Annotated in this window: 26 protein-coding genes; 15 read left to right on the plus strand and 11 right to left on the minus strand. The window is 73.0% G+C overall.

Translation table 11 applies throughout. From position 1 onward, the window contains the following. Window positions 1-159 precede the first annotated feature (159 nt). Both ACFYL4_RS21240 and ACFYL4_RS21245 read right to left on the minus strand, forming a co-directional pair. Window positions 160-903: a septal ring lytic transglycosylase RlpA family protein gene (locus ACFYL4_RS21240; RefSeq protein WP_387520235.1), complete on the minus strand. Its 744-nt coding sequence runs from the start codon at window positions 901-903 to the stop codon at window positions 160-162. Window positions 904-1,121: 218 nt separating this feature from the next. Continuing rightward, a complete protein-coding gene (locus ACFYL4_RS21245) occupies window positions 1,122-2,306 on the minus strand; it encodes a dual specificity protein phosphatase family protein (RefSeq protein ID WP_387520237.1) in 1,185 nt (394 codons plus the stop codon). Between the two features lie 162 nt (window positions 2,307-2,468). Here ACFYL4_RS21245 and ACFYL4_RS21250 point away from each other — a divergent pair, with 162 nt between their 5' ends. Beyond that, a complete protein-coding gene (locus ACFYL4_RS21250) occupies window positions 2,469-3,374 on the plus strand; it encodes an ADP-ribosylglycohydrolase family protein (RefSeq protein ID WP_387520239.1) in 906 nt (301 codons plus the stop codon). 207 nt (window positions 3,375-3,581) lie between these two features. Continuing rightward, window positions 3,582-4,118 (plus strand): DUF6194 family protein, encoded by a 537-nt coding sequence (locus ACFYL4_RS21255; protein ID WP_357761847.1) that lies wholly within the window; start codon window positions 3,582-3,584, stop codon window positions 4,116-4,118. Window positions 4,119-4,138: 20 nt separating this feature from the next. On the opposite strand, the gene ACFYL4_RS21260 is transcribed toward ACFYL4_RS21255, so the two are convergent. Next, the gene (locus ACFYL4_RS21260; protein WP_357761850.1) at window positions 4,139-4,534 is read right to left on the minus strand and encodes a helix-turn-helix domain-containing protein; all 396 of its coding nucleotides are present in this window, start codon (window positions 4,532-4,534) and stop codon (window positions 4,139-4,141) included. Window positions 4,535-4,621: 87 nt separating this feature from the next. On the opposite strand from ACFYL4_RS21260, the gene ACFYL4_RS21265 reads away from it, so the two are divergent. Further along, complete coding sequence (locus tag ACFYL4_RS21265; protein WP_357761853.1) at window positions 4,622-4,774, plus strand: hypothetical protein; 153 nt, start codon at window positions 4,622-4,624, stop codon at window positions 4,772-4,774. Between the two features lie 11 nt (window positions 4,775-4,785). Next, window positions 4,786-5,433, plus strand: a complete 648-nt coding sequence (locus ACFYL4_RS21270; RefSeq protein WP_387520354.1) for a DsbA family protein — start codon at window positions 4,786-4,788, stop codon at window positions 5,431-5,433. Between the two features lie 175 nt (window positions 5,434-5,608). Here the strand turns inward: ACFYL4_RS21270 and ACFYL4_RS21275 are convergent, their stop codons facing one another. Then, window positions 5,609-7,279 carry an OmpA family protein gene (locus ACFYL4_RS21275; protein WP_357761856.1) on the minus strand — a complete coding sequence of 557 codons (1,671 nt, stop codon included), beginning with the start codon at window positions 7,277-7,279 and terminating at the stop codon, window positions 5,609-5,611. A 411-nt stretch (window positions 7,280-7,690) separates the two neighbouring features. Between ACFYL4_RS21275 and ACFYL4_RS21280 the strand changes: the two genes are divergently transcribed. Together ACFYL4_RS21280 and ACFYL4_RS21285 are read left to right on the plus strand one after the other, a co-directional pair. After that, the gene (locus ACFYL4_RS21280) at window positions 7,691-8,179 is read left to right on the plus strand and encodes a DUF1772 domain-containing protein (protein ID WP_387520243.1); all 489 of its coding nucleotides are present in this window, start codon (window positions 7,691-7,693) and stop codon (window positions 8,177-8,179) included. Window positions 8,180-8,252: 73 nt separating this feature from the next. Further along, window positions 8,253-9,245, plus strand: coding sequence for a GNAT family N-acetyltransferase (locus tag ACFYL4_RS21285; RefSeq protein ID WP_387520245.1), 993 nt, complete (start codon window positions 8,253-8,255; stop codon window positions 9,243-9,245). Window positions 9,246-9,258: 13 nt separating this feature from the next. On the opposite strand, the gene ACFYL4_RS21290 is transcribed toward ACFYL4_RS21285, so the two are convergent. Beyond that, complete coding sequence (locus tag ACFYL4_RS21290) at window positions 9,259-9,714, minus strand: Lrp/AsnC family transcriptional regulator (RefSeq protein ID WP_387520247.1); 456 nt, start codon at window positions 9,712-9,714, stop codon at window positions 9,259-9,261. Between the two features lie 111 nt (window positions 9,715-9,825). On the opposite strand from ACFYL4_RS21290, the gene ACFYL4_RS21295 reads away from it, so the two are divergent. Further along, window positions 9,826-10,236, plus strand: a complete 411-nt coding sequence (locus tag ACFYL4_RS21295) for a DUF2000 domain-containing protein (RefSeq protein ID WP_387520249.1) — start codon at window positions 9,826-9,828, stop codon at window positions 10,234-10,236. 58 nt (window positions 10,237-10,294) lie between these two features. On the opposite strand, the gene ACFYL4_RS21300 is transcribed toward ACFYL4_RS21295, so the two are convergent. Then, window positions 10,295-10,816: a GNAT family N-acetyltransferase gene (locus ACFYL4_RS21300; protein WP_387520252.1), complete on the minus strand. Its 522-nt coding sequence runs from the start codon at window positions 10,814-10,816 to the stop codon at window positions 10,295-10,297. Window positions 10,817-11,167: 351 nt separating this feature from the next. On the opposite strand from ACFYL4_RS21300, the gene ACFYL4_RS21305 reads away from it, so the two are divergent. Further along, window positions 11,168-11,650 carry a hypothetical protein gene (locus ACFYL4_RS21305; protein ID WP_387520254.1) on the plus strand — a complete coding sequence of 161 codons (483 nt, stop codon included), beginning with the start codon at window positions 11,168-11,170 and terminating at the stop codon, window positions 11,648-11,650. 178 nt (window positions 11,651-11,828) lie between these two features. Next, window positions 11,829-14,111, plus strand: a complete 2,283-nt coding sequence (locus ACFYL4_RS21310; protein ID WP_387520256.1) for a tetratricopeptide repeat protein — start codon at window positions 11,829-11,831, stop codon at window positions 14,109-14,111. A gap of 107 nt (window positions 14,112-14,218) precedes the next feature. On the opposite strand, the gene ACFYL4_RS21315 is transcribed toward ACFYL4_RS21310, so the two are convergent. Then, the gene (locus ACFYL4_RS21315) at window positions 14,219-15,529 is read right to left on the minus strand and encodes a DUF2716 domain-containing protein (RefSeq protein WP_387520259.1); all 1,311 of its coding nucleotides are present in this window, start codon (window positions 15,527-15,529) and stop codon (window positions 14,219-14,221) included. A gap of 316 nt (window positions 15,530-15,845) precedes the next feature. Here ACFYL4_RS21315 and ACFYL4_RS21320 point away from each other — a divergent pair, with 316 nt between their 5' ends. Next, on the plus strand, window positions 15,846-16,655 hold the full coding sequence (locus ACFYL4_RS21320) for a thioesterase family protein (protein WP_387520261.1): 810 nt from the start codon (window positions 15,846-15,848) through the stop codon (window positions 16,653-16,655). A 150-nt stretch (window positions 16,656-16,805) separates the two neighbouring features. Here ACFYL4_RS21320 and ACFYL4_RS21325 read toward each other — a convergent pair whose 3' ends face one another. The 4 genes from ACFYL4_RS21325 to ACFYL4_RS21340 form a co-directional block, all read right to left on the minus strand. Beyond that, window positions 16,806-17,231 carry a DNA-binding protein gene (locus ACFYL4_RS21325; protein ID WP_387520263.1) on the minus strand — a complete coding sequence of 142 codons (426 nt, stop codon included), beginning with the start codon at window positions 17,229-17,231 and terminating at the stop codon, window positions 16,806-16,808. A 65-nt stretch (window positions 17,232-17,296) separates the two neighbouring features. Next, window positions 17,297-18,193: a metal ABC transporter permease gene (locus ACFYL4_RS21330; RefSeq protein ID WP_387520266.1), complete on the minus strand. Its 897-nt coding sequence runs from the start codon at window positions 18,191-18,193 to the stop codon at window positions 17,297-17,299. Continuing rightward, on the minus strand, window positions 18,181-18,927 hold the full coding sequence (locus ACFYL4_RS21335) for a metal ABC transporter ATP-binding protein (RefSeq protein ID WP_357761892.1): 747 nt from the start codon (window positions 18,925-18,927) through the stop codon (window positions 18,181-18,183). The genes ACFYL4_RS21330 and ACFYL4_RS21335 overlap by 13 nt, the downstream gene beginning before the upstream one ends. 31 nt (window positions 18,928-18,958) lie before the next feature. Then, complete coding sequence (locus tag ACFYL4_RS21340) at window positions 18,959-19,894, minus strand: metal ABC transporter substrate-binding protein (protein WP_387520269.1); 936 nt, start codon at window positions 19,892-19,894, stop codon at window positions 18,959-18,961. 147 nt (window positions 19,895-20,041) lie between these two features. Between ACFYL4_RS21340 and ACFYL4_RS21345 the strand changes: the two genes are divergently transcribed. From ACFYL4_RS21345 to ACFYL4_RS21365, 5 genes are all read left to right on the plus strand, one after another. Continuing rightward, window positions 20,042-20,521 (plus strand): GbsR/MarR family transcriptional regulator, encoded by a 480-nt coding sequence (locus tag ACFYL4_RS21345; RefSeq protein WP_387520271.1) that lies wholly within the window; start codon window positions 20,042-20,044, stop codon window positions 20,519-20,521. Then, window positions 20,518-21,384 carry an alpha/beta fold hydrolase gene (locus ACFYL4_RS21350; protein WP_387520273.1) on the plus strand — a complete coding sequence of 289 codons (867 nt, stop codon included), beginning with the start codon at window positions 20,518-20,520 and terminating at the stop codon, window positions 21,382-21,384. Before ACFYL4_RS21345 ends, ACFYL4_RS21350 begins: the two co-directional genes overlap by 4 nt. Window positions 21,385-21,521: 137 nt before the next feature. Beyond that, complete coding sequence (locus ACFYL4_RS21355) at window positions 21,522-23,168, plus strand: protein kinase (RefSeq protein ID WP_387520275.1); 1,647 nt, start codon at window positions 21,522-21,524, stop codon at window positions 23,166-23,168. Window positions 23,169-23,423: 255 nt separating this feature from the next. Next, window positions 23,424-24,395 (plus strand): exonuclease domain-containing protein, encoded by a 972-nt coding sequence (locus tag ACFYL4_RS21360; RefSeq protein ID WP_387520278.1) that lies wholly within the window; start codon window positions 23,424-23,426, stop codon window positions 24,393-24,395. 152 nt (window positions 24,396-24,547) lie between these two features. Beyond that, on the plus strand, window positions 24,548-25,828 hold the full coding sequence (locus ACFYL4_RS21365) for an aminotransferase class I/II-fold pyridoxal phosphate-dependent enzyme (protein ID WP_387520280.1): 1,281 nt from the start codon (window positions 24,548-24,550) through the stop codon (window positions 25,826-25,828). The last annotated feature ends 75 nt before the right edge of the window (window positions 25,829-25,903 follow it).

Below are 25,903 nucleotides of genomic sequence, written 5' to 3' on the forward strand. Positions count from 1 at the left end.
TACGTGGGGGGGGGGGGGGGGGGGGGGGGGGGGGGGGGGGGGGGGGGGGGGGGGGGGGGGGGGGGGGGGGGGGGGGGGGGGGGGGGGGGGGGGGGGGGGCGCGCCCCGCACCGGTTGGGGGGTGCGGGGCGCGCCGGGTGCGGCTGTTGGGGGGTGGGGTCAGCCCACGACCTCCCAGGCGACGGTGCCCACGCCGGCGCCGGTGCCGATGATCTGGTCGAAGGCGGCCGTGGACAGGTCCAGGCAGCGTCCGGCGATGAAGGGGCCGCGGTCGTTGATGCGGACCGTGACGGATTTGCCGTTGTTGGGGTTGGTCACCTTGACCATCGTGTTGAACGGCAGTGTCTTGTGGGCGGCGGTCATGCCGTAGGTGTCGAAGGTCTCGCCGTTGGCGGTGGTGGCTCCGTGGAAGCCGTCGCCGTAGAAGGAGGCCTGGCAGGTGCCGCCCTCGCCGGTGCCCTGGCCGCCGCTGGCGCCTTCGGAGGCGCCGGTGTCGCCGGAGGGTTCCTCGGGTGCGGTGGTCTCCTCCTCCTCGGGTTCCTCGCGGATGTCGGAGCCGGTGGCGGTCAGGGCCTGGGGCGCTGCGGCCTGGGTGCGGTCCTGGTCGTCCTGGGGCGGTTCGGTGTCTGGTGCGGGCTCCTCGACGACGAGCGTCTGGGGTTGGGCCTGCGGGATGCCGGCGGCGTTGGTGGCGGTGCCGGGGTCGGTGCCGGTGATCAGGACGGCGGCTGCCGCGGTGCCGCCCACGACCAGGGTCAGGCCGGCCGCGGAGGCCACGACTAGGGCCCGCTTGCGGCGTGAGCGTGAGCGCGCGGCGGCCTGGCGGGGGCCGACGACGGGCGCGGCCTCGGTGGCCGGTTCGTGGTCGTCGGCGGGCGGGATCTGGGGCTCGTTGGTGCCCACAACTCAGTCCTTCGAACGGGAACAGGGGTGTGGCGGTGGCTCTTCCGGGCGCTCGGCCGTGGAAGGCGCGGTGCGCCGGTGGTGCGGGCTCCGGGTGTCGGTGGAGCCGAGCACGGGTGACAGCGGGGACCGCCGGTGGCATCGCACGGGGTCCGGGCGCAGAGCCTAGGGGTAACGCGAGGGTAACGGTACCGGAAAGTGCCGGTTTGTGGAACTTATCACCCGCTGATCTGGAAGGTTCTCAGTTCGGGTCGGCGCGGGGGCAGCCCGTGGGGGAAGAGGCTGGTCAGGGGGTCGGGCAGGGGTAGGCCGTGGAGCTCGGCGACCGCCTGGGACAGGGTGGGGTTGTCCAGGTGTCCGCCCACGGCGGGGATGAGGGCGGCCATGGTGGGCAGGGGTGGGGCGCCCAGGGAGGCGGTGGCGTAGCGGGCGGCCACCGCGGGGGTGCGGGAGGCGCCGGCCCAGCAGTGCAGCAGGACCCGTTTGCCCTCGGCGCGCAGCGCGGCCACGGCGGAGGCGGCCTCGTCCAGGGTGAAGTGCAGGTTCGGGTTGCGGCCGGGGGTGTCGTGCAGCCACACCCGTATCCAGTCGGCCCCGGCCAGGTGGGGTGCGTCCCGGGGGTGGGTGCGGCACAGGGAGACGACCGCGTCCACCTGTTCGGGGTGGGTGCGCAGGTGGTCGAGGTTGCCGAGCAGGACGTCGGGGTCCAGGGGGTGGGGTACGGCGAAGGGCGGCAGACGCTGGTCGGGTCGGTGGCGGATGGGCAGGTGGGGCCAGCGGTCGGGGTGGGGGCCGTTGAGGGCGGCCAGGGCCGCGGTGGTCAGCGCGTGGGGGTCGGTGTGTTCGCTGAGCCCCCGCAGTGCCTGGAGGGGCAGGGCCGAGGCGCCCCAGCGGGCTCCGGCCAGCGCTCCGGTGTACATCGCGGCCGGGTCCCCGTGGGCGTGGTGGGCCGCCCAGACCGCGTCCACCAGGTGGTCGCAGGCGAACACGCCCCGGGCCGGGGCGTCGGCCGGGACGGGGGTGCGGGTCAGGGCCCGCCAGGACACGCCCAGGGGATCGTGGTGGGCGGTGTGCTCCAGGGCGGGCTGCGAGGCGGGGGCTCCGCCGGTCAGGACCAGGGAGCGCAGGGTGCGCACCCACGCGGCGTGCTCGGGTGAGCGGGCGGGGGGCGCGGCGGTGCGGTGGCGCAGCGCGGTGTGGACCAGCAGGGCCAGGGGGCGGGGTCCGGTGCCCTCCAGGGGGCCCGGTTCGGGCGGGTCGGTGGCGGCGGAGGCGAAGCGCTGTGCCAGGGGTGCGGGGGCGCCGACCAGGGCCGCTGCGGCCAGTGCGCCGAGCAGGGCGCCGACGGCGCGGTCGTGGGAGGGTTCTTCGACGGGGCGTTGGTGGGTGGGGGCTGGTGGCACGGTGCTCCTTGTGGGGGCGGTCGGTGCGGGCGGGTCCAGGTGGGGGTCTTCCCCGGAGCGGGCTCTGGGGCACGTGCTGAGCCGGTTGTGGTCACGCGGGCGCGGGGTGGGCGGTGCGGGAGCGTGGACAGTGGGGGCCCGGCGCGTGAGGATGGGGGTGTTATGCACACCATCGACGTCGCGCGCCCGGTGCGCGCCCTGGGGTCCCTGTCCGCTCTGGCCGTGGGTGACGCCTTCGGCTCTCAGTTCTTCGTTCCCGACAACCGTGTGTTCCTGGAGGAGCGCGAGTTGCCGCCCGGTCCCTGGCAGTGGACCGACGACACCGAGATGGCGGCGTCGGTCTACGCCGAGGTGGCGCGTGGTGGTGTGGTGGACGCCGACCGGTTGGTGTCCTCCTTCGCCCTCCACCACGACTTCGACCGGGGGTACGGTCCGGCGACGGGGCGCTTGTTGCGTCTGGTGCGCGAGGGCGGTGACTGGCGGTCGTTGGCGTCGGGGTTGTTCGAGGGGGCGGGGTCGTTCGGGAACGGGGCGGCGATGCGGGTGGCCCCGTTGGGGGCCTGGTACGCCGAGGACCTGGAGGAGGTCGTCGAGCGGGCGCGGGTGAGCGCCCTGGTGACGCACACCCATCCCGAGGCGGTGGACGGCGCGGTGGCGGTGGCGGTGGCCGCCGCCCTGGTGGCGCGGCGCGAGCCGTTGGGCGCGGGCCCGTTCCTGGACGGGGTGGTGGCGTGGCTGCCCGGGGGGCGGATGCGTGAGGCGGTGCGGGACGCCCGTGCGCTGCTGGTGACCTCCGACCCGGTGGCGGTGGCGCGGGAGTTGGGTAACGGGTCGCGGGTCAGTGCCCTGGACACGGTGCCGTTCGCGTTGTGGGTGGCGGCGCGGTTCCGGTCGGGGTTGGCGTCGGCGTTGTGGGCGACGGTGGCGCCGGGTGGTGACATGGACACCACGTGCGCGGTCGTGGGGGGTGTGCTGGGGGCGGGGATGACGGTGGGGTCGTTGCCTCGGGAGTGGGTGGAGCGTACGGAGCCGTTGCCCGCCTGGGCGTTGGAGGGGGCCGTGTCCTAGGCGCGGGTGCCGGGGCCGGGGGTGGTGTCCTCGGCGGGTGTGGCGGCGATGATGGCGTCGAGCAGTGCGCGCCGTGGTGGCTCTGGTGTTCCTGCGTTCGGCTGAGCGGCCCCGGCGAGGGTGAGGCTGGTCAGTATTTGAGGGTGTGCGAGCTTTCTGTGGTGCTCAGCGAACTCTGGGTCGGTGAAAGTCTCACAAAGCGGTTGAATGACACACTTGAAGGGAGGGCGGTCACTGGGGGCGCCCGGACCGGGTGAGGGGGACGTGGTGGACCAGGACGAGGTGCTCGGGTTCGTGCGCGGGCTGGACGGGGTGCGGGTGATGACGGCCGGGGTCGGGGACGGCTCACCCGAGATCGCGTGGGGTGACTCCTTCTTCCTGTACGAACCGGACGGGCGGGCGCGTGATCGGGCGGGCTTCGCGCCCTTCGCGACCCTGGTGACCAAGGACTATCCGGGTTTCGACACCGCCTCGCGCCTGGATCGCCCCGGGGTGTTCCGGGTCAACGCCGCCGTGGGTCGGGTGTCGTTCGAGGAGGTGGTGGGCCGCTCCCCCGCCGCGTACGCCGGGAGCGGGCGGGGGTGTGACGCCTCCGAGCTGGACCGGTTTCTGCCGCACCCGGTCTACGCCGCCCAGGGGTGGGTGTCGGTGCTCAATCCCGGGCCGCGCACCGCCGATCGCACCCGGGAGTTGTTGGTCCTGGCCCGGGCCAGGGCGGTGGCGCGCTACCGGGCCAGGGGTTGAGGGCCGCTCCCCCCGGGGGGTCAGGCGTGGTCGCGGTCGTGGCGCTCGCGGGCGGCGCGCACGTCCTGGCGGTGTTCCTGGGCCCAGCGGTCCAGGGCGGTGAGCGGCTCCAGCAGGGTGTGGCCGAGCGCGGTCAGGGAGTAGTCCACGCGCGGTGGCACGGTGGGGTGGGCGGTGCGTTCCACGAGCCCGTCGCGGACCAAGGCGCGCAGGGTCAGGGTGAGCATGCGCTGGCTGATGCCCTCGACGGCGCGGTGGAGTTCGCCGTAGCGGTGGGTGCGTCGCCCGAGCAGGACGATGACGAGCACGCTCCACTTGTCGCCGACCCGGTCCAGGACCTCGCGGACCGGGCAGTCCTCGGGGTCGGGGGTGAGGTCGCGTTCGGTCAGGGGCACAGGGGTGTTCGTTACGGACATGGGAGTTCCTTTTGAGGCCGGTCTGTTCTGCCTGCATACTCACTGATCAGTAGGTTACGCACAAGAAGTGAGTGAGGGGTGGTGGGTGTGGGCGAGCCGCAGCGGCGAGCGCAGGACGCGCCGGAGCCCGGGATCGTCGGAACGGGCGACGGGGAGAGCGTTCCCCTGCCGGAGGTCGGCGGCCTGGTGGTGTTGGGGTCCGAGGACGCGCCCGCGTGCTCGGACGGAATCTGCTGGTGAGGGGGGCGAGCGTGCGGATCGAGGTGTGGTCGGACATCGTGTGCCCGTGGTGCTACATCGGCAAGCGGCGCCTGGAGCGGGCTCTGGAGGGTTTCGAGCACGCGGAGGAGGTCGAGGTGGTCTGGCGCAGCTTCCAGCTCGACCCGGGCTTTCCGCGCGGTGTGGGCGAACCGGTCCTGGACTCCCTGGCCAAGAAGATGAACGCCACCCCCGACCAGGTCCGGGAGATGACCGCCCAGGTCCGCGAGGTCGCGGCCGCGGAGGGGCTGCACTACGAGTTCGACGGCGCGGTCATGGTCAACACCTTCGACGCCCACCGGCTGACCCACCTGGCCCGGGAGCGGGGGCTGGGCGGACAGGCCCACGAGCGGCTCATGCGGGCCCAGTTGGTGGAGGCCCGTGACCTGGGACGGGTGGACACCCTGGTGGAGTTGGCCGCGGAGATCGGCCTGGACGCCGAACGGGCCCGAGCCGTCCTGACCACCGACGCCTACACCGCGCAGGTGGAGGAGGACGTGCGCACCGCCCGTCGGCTGGGTGCCACCGGGGTGCCGTTCTTCGTCGTGGACCGTGCCTTCGGGATCTCCGGGGCCCAGCCCCTGGAGGTGTTCACCGCCGCGTTGGACCGGGCGTGGCGGAACCGGGAGCCTCGGAGCTGAGCCCGGCCGGTGGCGGTCCTGCCCCTGGGAGGCAGACCGCTCCCCCGTGAGGGGGTGGGGGTTCGCCCCCGTGGGAGGAGGCACCGGTCATGACCGGTGCCTCCTGCGCCTCCCGTGGTTTCCCGCCTCGGCCCCGCACTCCCCTGGGCGGGGCGGTCGCGCGTCGCGGGGGCGGCTACCGGACGGGGACGTCGGGGATCTCGCCGAAGGCGCCCGCGTACAGGGTCATCTGCGTCACGTCCGTGCTCGGGGCGGGGAAGACCGCCAGGGCCAGGTACTCCTCGCCCGGGGAGAGGGTGAGGACCTCGTCCGCGAAGTCCTCGTACTCCCCCTCGCCGGCGCGGATGCGGATCACGTACCGGATCACCCCGGTGTCGGGTTCCTCCAGGCGGAAGCCGCCCATGGTGCCCTCGGTGTACTGCTGGGGGCTGCCGGGCAGGAACGCCTCGTCGCCCTCCAGGTCGGCTTCGAGGTCGGTGAGGGTGGAGTTCTGGAAGCCCACCATCTGGAACAGGTAGGCGCCGTCGCGCACCAGCGGGTAGACGTTCAGGTCGAGGTCGTTGTGGACGGCCGTGGTGAAGGGGTCCAGTTCCTCGAAGTAGGCGGCCGGGGGGCCGACGTGGCGTTGGGCCGCGTCCAGGCCCGCGCCGTCCTTGCCGGTTCCGTCGTCGGACAGCGGCACCTCGTAGGAGAACTCGACGCGGCGGTTGCGGGCCCGCGCCTGCTCGTCGTCGTCCCCGCCCTCTTCGGCGAGGAGTTCGGTGCTGCCGCGCCCTTCGGTGACCAGTGTGAAGTCCGAGCCCAGTTCCTCCTCCAGCAGGGCTCGCACGGCTTCGGCGCGTTCTTCGGACAGGGTCTGGTTGTAGGTGTCGGAGCCCGTGCCGTCGGTGTGGCCGACGATGGTGACCCGTACGTCCTCGCCGAGGTTCTCGCGCAGGGACTGGGCGGCCTCCCGGATGGTGGCGGCGGCCTCGTCGGTGGGGTCGGACTCGTCGAAGGCGAACATGTTGTCCGCGTGCAGGGCGATGACCTCCTCGTCGCCCGCGCGGGTGGTGGAGGCGGTCGAGCTGTCCACGAAGCTCTCCATGGTCTGGAGGAACGCGGTGGTGTCCAGGCCCGGTCGCGGCGGGGTCTCGGGGTAGACGATCTCGTCTGTGGGCAGGTCGCCGTTGATGACCCAGGTCTCGGGGTCGATGTAGTCGTGGACGTCGGGTTCGGGAAGCGGGGTGAAGGTGTCGACGCGGGTGACGGGGATACCGGGTACGTGGGCGGCGGTCATGCCGGTCAGGGTCAGGAAGTCCACGTCCTCGCTGGGGGCGGGGAAGTAACGGCGGATGGGTGCGGGCAGGCGTTCGTGGATGGGGACGAGGTCGCTGCCCTCGATGAAGTAGCTGCCGTAGGGTTCGCCGTGTTCGGGGTCGGTGATGGGGAGCAGGACCTCGCCGGAGACCGGGTCGACCAGGCGCAGGGGTGCTCCGGCGTAGGAGACCTCTTCGCCGTTGATGGTCTCCAGGATGGTGCGGCTGAAGTCGATCATGAGGTATTCGCCGTTGTTCTCCAGCGCCTCGATGGTGATCTCGACGCCGACGTCGTTGCCGCCCTCGACGAACATGCGCCCCTGGCGTACGAAGGGCAGTTCGACGTCCTCGGCCAGGATCGGCTGGTCGCTCTCCTCGACGGCGGCGGGTGCGGCGCCGTCACTGTCGGAGGTCAGGTCGCGGAGCAGGCCGCAGGAGGTCAGGGCCAGGCTCAGGGCGAGGACCGCGCCGGTCAGGCCCAGGGCGCGTGGTGTGGAGGCCCGGGGCGGGCGGGTCCGAGGGGCGCTGCCTGGGGCTCGTGGGGACATGGTCGGGGGACTCCTCGCGGTGGTGGCGCGCTCCGGCCGGGGTGCCGGTGCCGTCGGTCAGCTGGTCAGACGCGCGCGGGGGCGGTCTGGTTGCGTTCGTGGGCCCGGTGCCACCCGCTCGGCCCCGTGGCGGGTGGCGGGGCCGGGGGCGTTCCCCCGGGGCGGGGTGGGGTCGTGCCGCCCTTGTGGCGGGGGCGTGGGGAAGGGGTCGGTGCGTGGGGCGGTACCCGGCCAGGACGGTTCCGGCTGGGGCGTCGCGGGGCCGCGCGGTAGCGGTAGAGGGTGAACGGGTGTGCGCGGGGGCCTCCTGCCGGGTGTGAACTCCGTGGCGCGTCGGGCCCCGGGGGTGCTTGGATGGGGGCGTCACGTGACCCGTGTGCGGCGCGGACGAGGAAGGGCGGGCGCGTTCCCATGATGGAGATGGTGTTCGGGGTCGTTCCGGTGCTGGCCGCCGTGTTGACCGGGTTGTTCGCCGGGCTGTTCCTGTCCTTCTCGATGGCGGTGATGCCGGGTCTGGCGCGTGCGGGTGACCGGTCGATGATCGACGCGATGCGGGGGATCAACACGGCGATCCTGAACCCGCTGTTCGCGCTGGTGTTCGTGGGCGCCCCGGTGGTGGCCCTGGGCACGACGGCCCTGTACGCCTCCTCCGGCCCGGTGCGGTCGCTGGTGTGGTCCGGCGCGGCGCTGGTGTTGCTCCTGGTGGCGGTGGTGGTGACGTTCGTGGTGAACGTGCCCCGCAACAACGCCCTGGAGCAGGCGGGCGAGGCCGATCACCTGCGGGACCCGGCCGCGGTGCGGGCGGCGTTCGAGCCGGGGTGGGTGCGGTGGAACCACGTGCGTTCGCTGGTCTCGGTGGCGGCGCTGGTGTGTGCGGTGGTGGCGCTGCTTCCGGTGTGAGCCGTGCCGGTGGTTCGCGGGTCGGGGGCGTGGTGTGCTCGGGGTGCGGCCCGGTGTGTGACACCGTGGCGGGGTGGACCCGCACATCGAGACCTTCGACCCCGCCGTGACCGGCGCCGATGACCTCGCGTCGTGGACGTCGGTGTTCACCGACGGGCAGAGCGAGCTGTCCGGTGGCGCTCCTGCCCCGGCCGAGGAGCTGGCCGCCCGTCTGCGTGCGGGCAGGGCGGGGCGGGCGTGGCGTTGGGCGGCGCGGGCGTCCCGGGGGCACGCCATTCATGGTGTGGCCGAGTTGCGGCCCCGGCACCATGACGAGCGGATCGGGTTCCTGCGGTTGTTCGTGGCCGACACGGCGCGGCGCCGGGGCAGCGGTCGGCGGTTGCGTGAGGCCGTGGTGGCGGAGGCCCGTGCCCAGGGGATGGACCGGCTCCAGTGCACCGTGCTGGTCGGGGAGCCGGGTGAGCGCTTCGTGCGGTCCAGTCCCTACCTGCGCTCCCTGGTGCGGTTGGAGCTGCACAAGCAGTACCTGGACGAGGAGACGCTGCGGCGGTGTTGGAGTGTGGCGGCCACCCCGGCTCGCGGGTACCGGCTCACCCACTGGGAGGGTGCGGTGCCCGAGCCGTTGGCGGCGTCCTTCGGCCGGGTCATGGCTCATGTGGGGGACGCTCCGGGTACGCAGGCACGCCAGGGGGCGTTGGCCTGGGACGTGGCGCGGGTACGTGAGTGGGAGCGCCGGGTCACCGAGGACGGTTCGCGGCTGGTGGTGGGTGCGGCCCTGGACCGCACCTCGGATCTGGTGGTGGCGGCCACGGTGAGCACGGTCTCCCGGGGGTCGGTGGCCGACCAGCACGACACGGCGGTGTTGCCCGCCCACCGGCGCAAGGGGTTGGCCAGCCGGGTCAAGGCCACCCAGGCGCTGCGGGTGCACGACCTGTTCCCGCACGTGGAGGCGGTGACGGTGACCGTCGACAGGGAGAACCGGGGGATGCTCGCGGTGAACCGGTCCCTGCGCTACCAACTGGTGAGCGAGCGGCTGCTGGTCGAGGAGGGGCTGGAACGGCGCTGAGGCCGGGATGGTCTCAGCCGAGCGGGTCGCTCACGTGTTTGCGGGCGCTGTCGTAGATGACCTGGCTGCGGAAGGAGGCGACCTCACGGCGTTCGGTGAGCCGGTCGATGAGGAAGCCGTGCAGGGAGTCCAGGTCGGGGACGGACACGTGCACGAGGAAGTCCTGTTCTCCGGAGACCACGTAGACGGCGAGGACCTCGGGTAGTGCGAACATCGCCGACTTGAAGCCCTCGATGGCGCGGCGGCTGGGCGGGCGCAGCCCGACGGACACGAACGCCTCCACCCGCCGGTTGAGTGCCGCGGGGTTGATGTCGGCGTGGTACCCGCGGATCACCCCGCGCTGGTGGAGCAGGCGCACGCGTTCCAGGCAGGTGGAGGGCGCCACGCCGAGCGTGTGCGCCAGGGCCCGGTTGGTCTGCCGTGCGTCGCGTTGGAGTTCACGCACGATCGCCGAATCTAGTTCGTCCATATCGGCCATCGTAGGCCGGTGGTCGAATAGTGTTCGGCGATCTGTCCAGGGTGATGTGTCTGTGGCTAGTTTCTGCGTTGTCCACACGACGGATGAACGGGGAATTGTCGCATGAGCATGTCCACCAAGCTGGTTGTCGTCCTGCGTTCGGACCTCGGGCTCGCGGTGGCGGCCAACGCGGGAGCGGTGCTCGGGTTGGCGTTGGGTGCGCGGTTGGAGAAATCGCTGGGGGCCGACGGCAAGGACGCGGGCGGGGGCCTGCACGCCGGGATCAACCCGCACCCGGTGCCGACGCTGGCCGCTTCGGGTGCCGAGTTGCGCCGTATCAAGGAGCTGGCGGACGAACGGGACCTCACGGTGGTGGGGTTCAACGAGGTGGCCCGCCGCTCGCGCACCTACGCCGACTACCTGGACCGGCTGGAGCGGACTGGTCCGGGCGACGTGGAGTACGTCGGCTTGGCGGTGTTCGGGCCCAAGAAGGACGTGAACAAACTGACCGGCGGGTTGTCCCTGGCGGGATGAACGCACCGCGGCCCCCGCCACGGAACAGCGGTTCCGTGGCGGGGGCCGCGTCGTCGGGTCAGACCCCGAAGGCGTCCGGGTAGCGGATGGTGCCGCGCGGGGTGGCGCGCGAGGGGTCCAGGGACAGGGCCATCATGGCCTCGTCGGGGACCTCGAAGGGGGCGCGCACGCCGTGGCCGGAGGCCGGGGTGAACCCGAACCGGGGGTAGTAGTCGGCGTGGCCCAGGACCAGGACCAGGTTCTCCCCCAGGTCGCGGGCGGCCCGGAGTCCGGCGCGGATGGCGGCCGAACCGGCTCCGGTGCGCTGGTGGGAGGGCAGCACCGCGCACGGGGCCAGGGCCAGGGCGGGTGCGCCGTCGACGTGGCAGCGCGTGAACAGGGCGTGCCCGACCGGGGTGCCGTCGGTGTCCTCGGTGACGATGGACAGCCCCTCGATCCAGGCGTCGGTGTCGGCGCGCAGGGCGTCGACGAGGTCGGCCTCGGCGGGAGTGGGGAAGGCGGCGCTGACGATCGCGTGGATGCGGGCGGTGTCGGCGCTGGTCTCGGGCCGGGTGGACCAGGGGTGTGCGGGGTGGGACAAGGGTGTGACCTTCGTGTTCGGGGGTCCCGCCGTGTGGTCAGGCCGGGACCCGTGGGACGCGGGTGCTGGGGGCGGCGCTCGTGGCGTCGCCGGTCGCGACGGTCATCGGTTCGCTTCTGTTCGCGCGGGTCGGCTCTCGGCTTCGCGGGGTCCAACGCTAGCAGGGGGCGGGGTGTTCCCCCAGGTGGGTGCGGGCGCGGGTGGCAGCGGGGGCGGTTCGGGGCGTTCGGGGGCCTTCGGGCCCGCTGTGCGCGGCCCCTGGGGCTGGCTAGGGTGTCTGGTCCACGGGGCTTTCGCGGTTGCCGGGCGGCCCCGTGGACCAGTCGGCGCGACGGTAGGGAGTGGCGAGCGGTGGAGCTGTTCGAGGAAGGTGCCAAGGTCCTGACGCAGGAGATGGTCAAGGGCGGCTGGACCGTGGTCCGGGGGTGGGTCACCCGGGTGTTCGGGGGGGATGGGGCCAAGCGGGACAGGGCTTTGGAGGAGCTGGAGCAGACCCGCCGCGACCTGCTCGAGAGCGGCGCGGACGCCGTTCCGGTGGAGGAGGTGGAGCAGACCTGGCGGACCCAGCTGCGTCGGCTGCTGCGTGAGGACCCGGAGGCTGCCGCCGAGCTGCGCGCGCTCTTGGACGAGGTGGCGCCCTCGGGGTCGGGCAACGTCACCAACATCGCCGGTGACGTGCACGGCACGCTCATCCAGGCGGGCACGATCCGGGGTGGTGTCCACCGGAACGTGACGGGTGTGGACGGTGACCGCGTGGACCCGCGCGGTGCCCGGTCCGAGCCTGACGTGACCGGTACCCGGTACCCCCACGGGGGCGGCCGCTCCGAAGGCTAGGGGCGGCGCGGGTGGGCCGGAGTGGACGCTGCGGGTTCGGCAGTCCCGGTCGGCCGTCGCCCCGGTGTGGGCCGGAGCGGTGGGCGCGGCGACCGGGTGCGTCGTGTGAGCGGGGGGTGTGGTGGGCGCGGGCGGTGGACGAGCCGGGTGCGTGTCCTCGGCCCGGGGAGGGTGAGCGGTGGATTCGGGTGAACGGGAGGCGGGACGGGCCGCCAACACCGCCGGGCACGTGTGGGGGACGCTCACCCAGGTGGGCACGGTCAACGGCGACGTCCGCGTCGACGTCGGCGGCGGACCCGCCCGGGGCGCCGCGCAGACGCTGCTGACCCTGCCCTCGGTGGAGGCCGGTTTCACCGGCCGGGAGGTGGAGCTGGAGCGGGTCCTGGCGGTGCTCGATCCTGAGGCGCGCGGCGTTCCGGGAGTGGTGGTCTCCCAGGGTATGGGCGGGATCGGCAAGACCCAGCTGGCCCTGGCCGCCGGGCACGAGGCGCTTCGGCGTGGCTGGTTCGCGGGGGCGCTCTTCGTGGACCTGCACGGGTACACCACCCCGGTGGACGGGGACCGGGCGGTGGAGTCCTTCCTGCACGGGTTGGACGTGCCCGCGCGGCGCTGGCCCGATGATCCCGAGGCCAGGCGGGGGCTGTACCGGTCGGCGTTGGAGGAGCGGTCCCTGGAGCTGGGCGGGCCGATCCTGGTGGTGGCCGACAACGCCTCGGAGGCCGCGCAGGTGGTTCCGCTCGTGCCGGGGCGGGCCCGCCACCGTCTGCTGACCACCTCGCGTGACCGGTTCGCCTCCCATGGCTGGCGGCGCGTGTCCGTCGACCACCTTCCGCAGGACCGCGCGGTGCGGCTGCTGGCGGAGGCCCTGCGGGTCGGTGATCCGGACGATCCGCGGGTGGCGGATCAGGCGTTGGCCCGGGTGGCCCGGGCCTGCGCGGGGCTTCCGCTGGCGTTGCGCGTGTGCGCCGCGCTGCTGGGGGCGGCCCCGGACATGACCGTGGTGGAACTGGCACGGACGCTGGAGGAGGGGAGGGCGCGGCCGTCCCGGCTCAGGGACGGCTCCCGCAGCCCGCACACGGTCTTCGAGCAGTCCCGTGCCCGGCTGGCCCCGGAGGTCGCCGAACTGCTGGCCCTTCTCGGGCTGGCCCCGGGGCCGGACGTGTCGACGGAGGCGGTGGCGGTCCTGGCCGGGACCACCGTCTCCGAGGTGGTGGGGCGTCTGCGCTGCCTGGCGGCCGCGCACCTGGTCACCGGTGAGGCGGGGCGGTGGCGGATGCACGACCTGGTCGCCGACTACGCGGCCTCGCTGAGCGCCGGGGAGGGGGCTCCGGCCCGGTACGCCCGGGCTCGGACACGGCTCTTCGACCACTACACGGCCCGTGCCGACCACGCCCGCCTGCACCTGGTGGCGTTGCCGGGGAGGGCGGCCCCGGCGACCTTCGCCGATCGCGTGTCGGCGACGGAGTGGCTGGACGCCGAACGGGCGGTGCTGATCGACACCGTGCACGAGGCCCACCGCCTGGGCCAGACGCGAACGGCGGCCGAGCTGCCGGTGTACCTCAACACCTATCTCAAGCGGCGCCGGGACTTCACTGATCTGGTGTCCGTGCACTCGATCGCGATCGACGCCGCCAGTGGTACCGGGGACGCGGTCCGTGAGGGGATCGCGTGGAACAACCTGGGGGCCGTGGTGCGTGAGCAGCGGCGCTTCGGTGAGGCCGTCGACGCCCATGAACGGGCTCGGGTCCTGTTCGTCGAGCGGGGCGACGTGCACGGGGAGGCGGTGTCGTGCGGCGGGCTGGGTGCGGCGTTGATCGAGGAGCGCCGTTTCGCCGAGGCCATGGTGGTCCTGCGTCGTGCCCTGGCGATGCTCACCCGGGTGGACGACGCGCACCGGGCGGCCATCGCGTGGAACAACCTGGGGGTGGCTCTGCGCGAGGAGGGCCGGTATGCCGAGGCGATCGAGGCCCATGAGCACGCCCTGCGGGACTTCCACCGTCTGGGTGACGCCCACCGTCAGGCCCGGGTGTGGGTCAACCTGGGGGCGGTGGCCCGGGAGGAGCGCCGCTTCGACGGGGCTCTGGAGGCGTACGCGCGGGCGCGGGACGTCTTCGGGGAGTTGGGCGACACCCGGGAGGCGGTCAGCGCGCAGGCCGGGGTGGGCACGTGCCTTCGGGAGGTGGGACGCACGGAGGAGGCGCTGGCCCTGTTGGAGGAGGCGGCGGAGTTCTTCGCCGAGGAGGGTGACCCGCACAGCGAGGGGTGGGTGCGCCACGAACTCGGGCTGGCCTGGGTGGGGGCGGGGGAACCCGCCGGGGCGGTCCCCCAGTTGGAGCGCGCGGTGGGGCTCCTCGGGGAGAGCGCGGACCCCCATCGCGGGGAGCTGGCCGCGGGGGACCTGGCCCGGGCCCGGGCGGCGCTCCCGTCGGGTGAGGGCCCGGCCGGGGTCCCGGGGTCCTGAGTCCCTGGCGGGAGGCCCGCCGAGGCGCCCCCCGGGCCCGGTCGGGTCGGCGGTTTCGGTCCTGTGCCGCCCGCCGGACGCGCCCGTACGGGAGCACTCCTGCGGGGTCAGCGCGCGGGGCGTCCGTCCCGGCGCAGGGGAGCTCCCAGCAGCCGGTCCAGGTCCGCCGCCACCACGTCGAGCAGCTCGCGGCCGAACACGCACAGCGTGCCCTGGCCGTGTTCCCAGGGGTGGCCGAAGGTGCCCAGGCGCAGGTCGTGGGAGAGGTTGAGCGAGTAGTCGCCGTCGGGGAAGGCGCAGGCGGGGTGGCGGGGCCGTTCGTCGCCGCCGACCCGGCGGGGGTCGTACCGGCGTCCGATGTGCTGCCAGTCCAGGGAGTACAGGTGTTCGCCCGGCGGGACCCCCGCGGTGAGCGCGCGCCGTACCACCCGGTTGAGTTCGCTGATGCGTGCGGGGTCGCCCGTGACGGCGCGGACGGGCCAGGTCGTCGAGGGGGTGGGTTCGACGATGCCGGGGAAGACGGTGGTGCTGGGGGTGAAGAAGAAGCGTTCGGTGAACCGGTCCCACACGTCGTCGTGTTCGGGGTCGTCGTGGAGCTCGGTGACGGGTCGGGTTCGCGAGGGTGTTCCGGGTGGGGTCCAGGTGTGGGTGCGCACGGTCGCGATCCGCCGCAGGCCCGAGTCGAGCAGCAGTGCGTGCAGGTCGGGTTGGGCGGCGGGGTCGATTTCGGCGGCCATGAGGCGGGCCTCGGCCTGGGTCCACACCCACCACAGGGGCAGGACGCGGCCCGAGGTGGCGTGCCGGGCCCACTCCCCCAGGAACTCCGGGCGCGGTGAGGTCATGCCCTCCAGGACGACGAAGGGGGTCCCGGTGCGCAGGGTGGCCCAACTGGCGGCGGTCACCCGGGTCCCGCGTACGAGGGTGAGGGTGCGGTTCTCGAAGGCGGTGCCGTCCGCCTCGTGTTCGGTCAGGGGGCGCCGGTGCGGGCCGGTGTTGGCGGCCAGTCGGCGCACGGCCTGGGCGGAGACCCGGTCGTTCTCGCGCAGTACCTCGTCCCCCGGGGGTGGCGGGCTGGGCAGGTCGGCGAGTTCGGCGACCAGGACGGAGCGTTCGGCCCCGGGGCGGAACCCGGCGGCCTCCAGCGCGGGGGCCAGGCCGGTCGGGTCGTGGTCGTGCACCGGCCAGTGGGCGGGTTCGCGGTGCGCCGCGAACCGTGCGCGCTGGCGGGCGACGAGGGCGGGCAGGTCGGTTCCGGGCGGCAGGGGCCCGTGGTCGACGACGCCGTGGGTGCCGTAGTGGGTGCGGGTGAGACGTCCGCCGTCCAGGAACCGGTCCCGTAGGTGCACCGCCCCGGCCTGGGGAGGTGAGGGGAGGTGGCCGCGCAGGTGGGTGTCGTAGGCATGACGGAACTCGTGCAAGGTGGTAGCCAGGAGGGGTGAGGGGGCGGGAGGGGCGCCCCATTGTGCCAGGGTCGGGCCCCTGCGGTTCCACCCCGTGCGGTGCCGTGGGGGCCGGAAGCCGGGGTGGCGGTGTCCGATTGTCGAGGCCGGTCCGTAACCTCGTCGGCGGGCGTTCTCGTGCGCGGCGCCTCGGACACCAACGGACGCCGTCCCACTCGGTGCGGGTACCGTTGCCGGTGGCGTGGGGTCGTGGGGGCGGGGCTGCCCGGACACCGAACCGAATGGAGTTCGGTTGAGTGTGGCCACGGCTTCTACTGGTCGGTAACATTGTCGTATGAGCCTTGACCACCCCGCCGAGGGTTACGAGTTCGACCGCGACACCCGGGTCGACAAGCGCGCCGACGGCGAGTTCACCGCCACCCTCACCGACGGCTGGACCACCTTCACCTCGCACCCCAACGGCGGTTACGTCCTGGGAACGGCCCTCAACGCCCTGGGACAGACCCTCAGCCAGACCGACCCCCTCGTCGTCTCCGCCTTCTACCTGCGCCCGGCCGCACCCGGCCAGGCCCTGCTGCGCACCGAGACCGTCCGTGAGGGGCGCCGCACCGCCACCGGCGCGGTCGTCCTGGAACAGGGCGGCAAGGAGATCCTGCGCGCCACCGCCACCTACGGTAACCTGGCCGCCGAGGGGCGCGAACTGCACCTGGAGGGGCCGCCGGAGCTACCCGCCCCCGAGGACTGTTACGCACCGCCGGAGTTCGCGGGCGCGACCGAGGGCGTCACCATCGCCCAGCGCGTCGACTACCGCTACCCCGAGCGTCCCGGATGGCTGGACGGCAAGAAGGACGGACGCCCCCGAACCGACTTCTGGATGCGCTTCGCCGACGGCCGCGACGCCGACGCCGGCTCACTGCCCGCGATGGTCGACTTCGCCGTCCCGGCCGTGCTGGAGATCGGTGAATTCGGCACGATCACCGTGGAGCTCACCACCCACGTGCGGGCCCGGCCCGCCCCCGGCTGGCTGGCCTGCCGGGTCTTCACCAAGCACGTCTCCCACGGCCTGCACGAGGAGGACATGGAGATCTGGGACAGCCAGGGCACCCTGGTCGCCCAGGCGCGCCAGCTCGCCATGCTCCTGTGATCCCCTCCCCCACGGTGGGCGGGGCCCCGTCGCGGGACGGGTGAGGGGGCCGGGGCACGCAACCGTGAGCCGGTCGGCGGCGTCTCACCGCCGTCACTCGCCTGGGCGGACCCGCCTGTCGGATCGGGACGTCCCGCGCCTCGGGGGCCGTTACTCCTCCTCGGTGCGGCGGGTGAGGCGTTCGTGGCGCTGGCGGGCGGCCTGGGCGGTGCCCAGGCCCAGGCCGAAGGCCAGTTCCTGCCAGGTCATACCGTGCCCCTTGCCCATGGTGAGCAGACCCGACTCCAGCTGGTCGAACTCGGCGCGGGCCCACGGCACCAGGGTCAGCGCGGCGGTCAGGTCGTCCTGGTCCACGGAGGGAGCGCCCTCGTCGGGCAGGGCGCTGCCCGCGGCGAGGTCGTTGACGCGCTGGATCGCGGCGTGCGGGGACATCGGCATGCGCATGTTCGTCCAGCGGTCGCGGTCCTGGCCGGTGGCGTGCCGTTCGGTGATGCGGAAGAGGGCCTCGTGGGCCCTCCCGCGCCGGGCCTGTTCGGGGTCGGGTCGGGTGAAGGGGTCCTGCGCCGTGTTCTCCATGCCTCAACTATGTGTTTACAGGCCATCGTTGTCAACACATTGTTTTGAACGAAATGTTCAAGCCCTCAGTCGAGGACACGGGTCCCCCTCCCCCGGGTCCTGAGCGCGCGGACGGCGCGCCCCCGCCACAGCAGTCCCTGCCGCGGCGAGAAGAGGTAGGCCAGCGTGAACGCGGCCGCCTGGGCCAGCACGATGCAGCCACCGGTGGACACGTTCATGTGGAAGCTGGTGAACACCCCGACCACGGCCGCGACCAGGGCGATCCCCGCCGAGATCAGCAGCATCCGCTCGAACCGGTCGGTCAGCAGGTACGCGGTGGCGCCGGGGATGATCACCATGGCCACGACCAGGATGATCCCCACCGCCTGCAACGCCACCACCACCGTCACCGAGAGCAACCCGAGCAGCAGGGTCTCCAGGAGCCGGGGGTTGACGCCGATCGCGTGGGCGTGGACCGGGTCGAAGGCGTACATGGTCAGGTCACGGTGCTTGTACCAGACCACCGCCAGCACCACGGCGGCCAGGACCAGCACCTGGAGGATGTCGGAGTCGGAGACCCCCAGCACGTTGCCGAACAGGATGTGGCTGAGGTCGGTCTGGCTGGGCACCCGCGAGACCATCACCAGGCCCAGGGCGAACATGGCGGTGAAGACCACCCCGATCACCGCGTCCTCCTTGACCCGGGAGGTGCGGTTGACCACCCCGATCAGCGCCACCGAGCCGCCCCCGAACACCAGGGCGCCGAGCGCGAAGGGCAGCCCGAACATGTAGGAGAGCACCACACCGGGCAGTACCGCGTGTGAGACCGCGTCCCCCATCAGCGACCACCCCACCAGGGTCATCCAGCAGGAGAGCACCGCGCAGACCACGCCCGCGACCGCGCTGACCAGCAGGGCCCTCTGTACGAACTCGAACTGCATCGGCACCGTGAACCACTCCACGAGCGCGGTCAGGGCGTCCACGGGCGTCGCTCCTCACTGGGGTGGATGCCGAACGCCTCCAGGAGCACGTCCGGTTCGAGGACCTTCTCGGGCGGTCCGTGCGCGATCACGCGCCGTTGCAGCAGGACGGCCTCGTCGCACAGCACCGGCACCTGGGCCAGGTCGTGCGTGGACACCAGCAGGGTGTGCCCGGCCTGGCGCAGTTGCAGGAGCAGGTCGGTGATGGTGGCCTCGGAGCGCTTGTCCACGCCCGCGAAGGGTTCGTCCAGCAGCAGTACGTCGGCGTCCTGGGCGATGGCGCGGGCGACGAAGGCGCGCTTGCGCTGGCCGCCGGAGAGCGCGCCGATCTGGCGGTCGGCCAGCTGGGTGAGGTCGGTGCGGGCCAGGGCGTGCTCCACGGCCTGGCGGTCGGCGGGGCGAGGGCGGCGTCTGCGGCCCATGTGCCCGTAGCGGCCCATCATGACCACGTCGCGCACGCGTACCGGGAACGCCCAGTCCACCTGTTCGGACTGGGGAACGTACCCGACCAGGCCCTTGCGCCGGGCGGCGGTGTGGCCCATGCCCAGGAGGCGGACCCGGCCCCGGTCGACGGGGACCAGCCCGAGGACGGTCTTGAACAGGGTGGACTTCCCGGAGCCGTTCATGCCGAGCAACCCGCACACCCGGCCGGGTTCCACGGACAGGTGCACGTCGTCCAGGGCGAGGACGTCGCCGTAGCGGACGGTGGCCCCGGCGACCTCGATGGCGGCGGTCACCGCGATCCCTGCCTCATGTCGGTCTCCTTCCTCATGCGTCGGCCAGACCGGTGACGATGGCCTCCGCGTCGTGGCGGAGCAGGTCGAGGTAGGTGGGTACGGGGCCGCCGGGCTCGGAGAGCGAGTCGACGTAGAGGGTCTCCCCCATGGCGGCCCCGGTCTCGCGGATCACGGAGCGCTGGGCGCTGTCGTTGACGGTGCTCTCACAGAACACGGTGGGCACGTCGTTGTCGCGCACGAACGCGGAGACGGCGGCGATCTGCTGCGGGGTGCCCTCGCGTTCGGCGTTGACGGGCCACAGGTAGCGCTCGGTGAGCCCGGCGTCGCGGGCCAGGTAGGAGAAGGCGCCCTCGCAGGTGACCAGGGCCCGGGAGGCCTCGGGCACGTCGGCGAGTTCGCTCTCCAGGTAGGCGCCGACCTCGGAGATCTCCTCCTTGTAGGCCTCGGCGGCCTCGGCGAACTCCCGTTCCCCCTCGGGGTCCAGGGCGGTGAGGGCGTCGCGGATGTTGTCGACGTAGACCAGGGCGTTGTCGGGGGACATCCAGGCGTGCGGGTTGGGTGCGCCCGCATAGCCGCCGGAGGAGACGGGGATGGTGTCGATGCCCTCGCTGAGGACGGCCGTGGGGGCGTCCACACGCTCGGTGAACTGCTGGAACCAGGCTTCCAGGCCCAGGCCGTTCTCGAGGATGAGGTCGGCGTCCTGACCGCGGACGAGGTCGTCGGGTGTGGGTTCGTAGCCGTGGATCTCCGCGCCGGGCCGGGTGAGGGAGGCGACCTCGACGCGGTCGGCGGCGACGTTCTCGGCCATGTCGGCGATGACGGTGAAGGTGGTGAGGACCAGGGGGCGGTCGTCGTCGCGTTCGCTTCCGGAGGTGGTGGTGCAGGCGCTGAGGGCGAGGGCCAGTGCGGCCCCGGGTATCACTGTCGACCAGGGGTTTGAAGAGAACCCATCTCTCATGTTCGGCACGCCTAACTTTTACCACAAGCAGGGCAAACTGCGCACGGGAGAGTCGGTCCGGTCGCTCGTTCGGGTCGGTCCGCAATCCGCCCCTCCCGTTCGTTGCAGTCGTTGCCGTCATTGCAGTCATGACTGCAATGACGGTAGTCTGGTGGCATGAGCGAACCCACCGAGGACCAACTCGCCTTCGTCGACGACGTCGCCGTGTTCTTCGAACGCGAGGGGCTCCCCCTGATCTCCGGCCGGGTCATCGGCTGGCTGCTGATCAGCGACCCCCCCGAACAGAGCGCCGCGCGCCTGGCCGAGGTGCTCCAGGTCAGCCGCAGCTCCATCAGCACCGCCACCCGCATGCTCACCCCCAGCGGCCTCGTCGAGGGGGTGCGCCGACGCGGCGAACGCCAGGAGTACTTCCGCATCGCCGCCGACGGCTGGAGCCGCATGCTGGAGCGCCGCTACGCCCTGGCCACCAGCTTCCGACAGGTCACCGAACGCGGCCTGCGGGCCCTGGAGGACGCCTCGCCCGAGCGCCGCGAACGCCTGGCCAACGTCCACGAGCTCTACGGGTTCCTGGAGCACGAACTCCCCGCCATGCTCCAGCGCTGGCGGGACCGAAACGAGGATGAGGATCGAGCATGAGCGCCCCCGACTTCCACCGCGAGCACGTGGACCTGCCCGGAGGGCGGCTGAGCGTCATCGTCGAGGGTCCCGAGCACGCCCCGCCGGTACTGCTGCTGAGCGGCGCGGGAGTGGACAGCGCCACCATGAGCTGGCGCCACCTCATCCCCGACCTGGCCCGGGACCACCGCGTGATCGCACCGGACTGGCCCAAGCAGGGCCGGAGCACACCCTGGGAGGGCCTCGCCGGCCACGCCGTCCTCCAGGACTGCGTACTCGCCGCCCTGGACCACGTCGGCGCCGAACGGGCCGCCGTCGTCGGGATGTCGCAGGGTGGGGCGATGACACTGGCCACCGCCATCGACCACCCCGACCGCGTGGAACGCCTGGTGGCCATCGCTCCGGCGGGCGTCCTGTCCTTCCCGCCCGTCTACCACCAGCTCCTGTGGCTCGTCTCCCGCAGCCGCCTGCTCAACACCACCCTGCCCGGGATGATGGTCGGTGACAGGAAGAGGGTGGAGTCCTTCGTCCGCACGGGGCTGTTCGCGGGGCCCGCCCCCGACCAGGAACAGGTCGTCGACGAGGTCATGGCCGAAATGGACGCCAACGGCGCGGGCTCCTCGGACTGGCAGAACGCCTCCATCGGACCCTGGCGGATGAACGTCGACCTGCGCCCGCGCCTGGGCGAGATCGGCTGCCCGGTGCTGTTCATCCAGGGTGACAAGGACCGGGGCGTCAAACCCGCCATCACCGTCGCCGCGGCCCAGGCCGTTGCCGGGGCCCGTCTCGAACTCCTGGCCGGACAGGGGCACTGGGTCAACCGCCAGTCCCCCGGACGGGTGAACCGCCTGGTCAGGGACTTCCTTACCGAAGGCGGGGACTGACCCGGCGGCCGGAGTGCGCCCCCAAGGTCCGAACCTTCCTACAATGGGCGCCCTGACGTGGGATCTCCCGATCCGCCCGCGCCCCCGCTGCGGCCACGTCGCCCGACCGTACGGCCCCCGTCCCACAGGAGTACCTGGTGGTCCTTCCCCACCGCACGCTGCGCGAGCGCTACGAGCTGCACTCCGAGGTCGGACGGGGAGGCATGGGCCGGGTCTGGCGGGCCCACGACACCGGACTCAACCGGGCGGTGGCGGTCAAGGAGATCCTGCTGGGGCCGGGCATGGACGAGGAGGAGCGGGCCCTGGTGGCCGCCCGCGCCCGACGCGAGGCCCAGGCCACCGCGATGGGCCAGCACCCCAACATCGTGACCGTCTACGACATCGTCGAGAACGACGGGCGCCCGTGGATCGTCATGGAGCTCCTGGACGGAGACTCCCTGCTGCGCCTGATGCGCGAGCGGGGACCCGTCCCCGCCCAGCGTGCCGCCGCCTGGGGGCTGGGCCTGCTCGACGCGCTGGAGACCGCCCACGGGCAGGGCATCACCCACCGCGACGTCAAACCCGAGAACGTCATGATCACCGCGGCCGGGCGGGTGGTGCTCACCGACTTCGGGATCGCCACCATCGTGGACACCGCCGCCGTCACCCAGAACTCGGCGGTCATGGGGTCGGCCGCCTACGTGGCGCCCGAACGCCTGGACTCCCTGCCCGCCACCCCCGCCAGCGACCTGTGGTCCCTGGGCGCCACCCTCTACCACGCGACGACGGGGGTCTCCCCGTTCCTGCGCGAGGGCGTGCACGCGACCCTGAACGCGGTGCTGTGCTCGGAGCCGCCCGAGTCACTGCCCGGACCGCTGGGCGAGGCGGTCCGGGGCCTGCTGGTCAAGGACCCCGCCCACCGCCTGGACGCCCCCGGCTGTCGGGCCCTGCTCAGCGCCGCCGCCCGGGGCGAGAGCGGGACCAGCGCGGTGACCCTGGCCCACCTCCCCCCGGCCGCGCCGGGGGCGGGCCCGGAGTCCGGCGACCTGGACTCGACCGGCCGTCCGCAGGACCGGACCCGCGTGGTCGGGCCCGCGCACCCCCTGCCCGAGGCCGCCTCCTCCCCCGTGCCGCCGACCGGGAGCGGCGAGGTCGCCACCGGGTCCCGGCGGCACCGGCGCCCGTCGTGGCCCGTGGTGGTGCTCGTCCTCGGGCTGGCCGCGCTGCTGGTGGCCGCCTCACTGGTGGCCGTCGACCGCTGGGGAGGAGCGGACGGGGCACCCTGGGCGCCGACCGGGGAGGCCGGTCCCCCCGCCGCGCAGGAGGACCCGGACCAAGCGGAGCCGCAGGAGGGGCCCACCGCCGAGGGCATGACGTGGACCCGGGACGCCGAGGGCTTCGCACTGCTGGTCCCCGACGGCTGGGTGCGCCGCGTGGACGGCGCCAGCGTCTTCTACAGCTCCACCACCACCAGCGCCTACCTCCAGGTCGACCGCACCCCCCACTCGGTCGACGACGAGTACGAGCACGTACTGGAGCAGGAGACCATCTCCCTGGAGGAGGCGCGGCTGCCCGGATACCAGCGCGTCAGGGTGGAGGACGTGACCGACCGCACCCCCTTCGCCTCGGCCGCCGACTGGGAGTTCACCTGGGACCGAGGAGAGGGCGCCTGGCACCTGCTGGCCCGCAACATCAACGTCTCCGGTGGCGAGTACTACACCCTGGCCTGGTCCTCCGGAGAGGACGTCTGGGCCGGGGACGCGCAGCTACGGGACCAGGCGATCGACTCCTTCGACCCGTTCTGACTCCAGCGGTCCGGCGGCCCCGGTACGCTCGATCCGTCGCGCAGCACGGACTAGGGCCTGTTTTGTGGATCATTCCGCGCTCGCGACCACCAGGCTGCCTCTCACCGCGCCGATGAAGCTCGGCCAGCCAACCCCGGGCTGCCTCTCGCTCATCGTCTTGCGAGAGATGGCCTGGACGGCCGCTCGCGGAGCTGGCGGCTCCGCCGCCAGAAGGCGAAAGCACCCAAAAAACACACCCTAAGGAGGTGGCGGGGGGTGTCCCACACCTGGACCGCGATCGACTTCGAGACCGCCAACCAGGACCGCGGCAGCGTGTGCGCCGTGGGTCTGGTCCGGGTGAGCGGGAGGCGGGTGGTCGACCGGTTCACCACCCTGATCCGCCCGCCGGACCCGGTGGCGTTCTTCTCCCGCCACAACACCGCCGTGCACGGCATCACCGCCGCCGACGTCGCCCACGCCCCCACCTGGGACCGGGTACGCGACCAGCTGGTCGAGTTCGCGCGGGGCGGGGCGCTGGTGGCACACAACGCGCCCTTCGACATGGGGGCGTTGCGCCAGGCCTGCGCACACACCGGTCTGGCGTTGCCCGCCTTCGACTACGCTTGCACGCTGGCGTTGTCGCGGCGCACCTGGGACCTGCCCGACCACCGGTTGCCGACGGTGTCCGCGCACGTGGGCCACACCGTCACCCGGCACCACCGGGCCGACGCCGACGCCGAGGCCGCCGCGCACATCATGATCGCGGCGATGCGCCGCCACGGCACCGACACCCTGCCCGAACTCAGGCGGGTCAGCGGCCTGCGCCTGGGCCGTCTGGAGGCGGTCGCGGCGACGCCGCTCGCACCCGCCGTGCCCGCTCCCGTGAGCGAGGAGCGGTTCGGCCGTGAGGACCGGTTCGGCCGCTGGCAGCGCGCCGCCCAGGCCCCGCTCCCCGAACCCTCCGCCGACGCCGACCCGGCCGGTCCGCTCTACGGACGTACGGTCTGCGTCTCCGGCGACCTGCGCGCCATGGACAAACCCGAGGTGTGGAAGCGCATCGCCGAGGCCGGGGGCCGACCCGCCAAGAACGTGACCAAGAAGACCGACGTGCTGGTGGTGGCCGACAGCGACCACGGTGGCAAGACCTCCAAGCACCGGCAGGCCGAGGCCTACGCCGCCAAGGGCCAGCGCATCGACATCATCACCGAACCCGAGCTCCTGGGCCGCCTCGGTGTGACCTCCGTCTAGGAAGGACGGCGCGCGGGGTCCGCCGGTGCCCGGGGTGTCGACCTGGGCGGAACGGCGCGGCCGCGATCTGGGACAATTCCAGGGCGAAGCCCCGTGCGCCCCGTTCCACGACGTGCGGCACACCGGGGGCGTCCCATCGGAAGGAACATCCCGTGACCACCGCAAGCAGCCCCACCCCGCCCGCCGAACTCCTGGAGTCGGCCCGGCGCGACCACGCAGCCCTGGTCGAGCGTGGACTCTCCCTGAACCTGACCCGGGGCAAGCCGTCCCCCCGTCAGTTGGACCTGTCGGCCGACCTGCTCGAACTGCCCCGTGGTGCCTACACCGCCGCGGACGGCACCGACTGCCGCAACTACGCGGGTGCGCCGCAGGGTCTCCTGGAGCTGCGGGAGATCTTCGCCGACCTCCTCCAGGTCCCGGTCGACCAGCTGATCGCCGCGGGCAACGCCAGCCTGGAGCTCATGCACGACTGCCTGGCCAACGCCTTCCTGGGCACGGTTCCGGGCGGGACCGGCCGTTGGGCGGACGCCGAGCGGGTCGCGTTCCTGTGCCCGGTCCCCGGCTACGACCGGCACTTCGCGCTGTGTGAGCGCTTCGGTATCGAGATGATCCCGGTGCCAATGACCGACCAGGGCCCCGACATGGACGAGGTCGAGCGCCTGGTGGCCTCCGACCCCGGCGTCAAGGGCATCTGGTGCGTGCCCAAGTACAGCAACCCGGACGGTGTCTCCTACTCCGACGAGGTCGTGCGCCGCCTGGCCGCCATGACCACCGCCGCCCCGGACTTCCGGATCTTCTGGGACAACGCCTACGCGGTGCACCACCTGACCGACGAGGAGGTGGAGATCGCCGACCTGCTGGGCGCGTGCGCCGAGAGCGGGAACCCCGACCGCGCGTTCGTCTTCGGCTCCACCTCCAAGGTCACCTTCGCCGGTGCGGGTGTGGCGTTCCTCGGGTCCTCCCCCGCGAACGTGCGGTGGTACCTGGGCCTGGCCGGGAAGCGCTCCATCGGCCCGGACAAGGTCAACCAGCTGCGCCACGCGATGTTCCTGGGCGACGCCGAGGGCGTGCGCGCGCACATGCGCCGCCACCGCGAGCTGTTGGAGCCCAAGTTCGAGATGGTGGAGAGCGTCCTCACCAAGCACCTGGGCGGTACCGGTCTGGCGACCTGGTCCACCCCCAAGGGCGGCTACTTCGTGCGCCTGGACGTCCTGGACGGGTGCGCCCGCGAGGTGGTGCGCCGGGCCGCCGAGGCCGGGATCGCGCTCACCCCCGCCGGGGCCACCCACCCCTACGGCGAGGACCCGCGGGACCGCACCATCCGGATCGCGCCCTCCTTCCCGGAGCTGGACGCGCTGGAGGAGGCCATCGAGGGTCTGGCCGTGTGCGTGCGCCTGGTCGGCGCGGAGAAGCAGGTGGCCGAGCAGGGCTGATCCGGCGGGTCGCCGATCCGTCCGGTCGCCGCGTGTTCGCGAGGCGCCCCCACCCCGTTCGGGGCGGGGGCGCCT

The organism is Nocardiopsis sp. NPDC006938, from assembly GCF_042869555.1.
Taxonomy (GTDB): domain Bacteria; phylum Actinomycetota; class Actinomycetes; order Streptosporangiales; family Streptosporangiaceae; genus Nocardiopsis.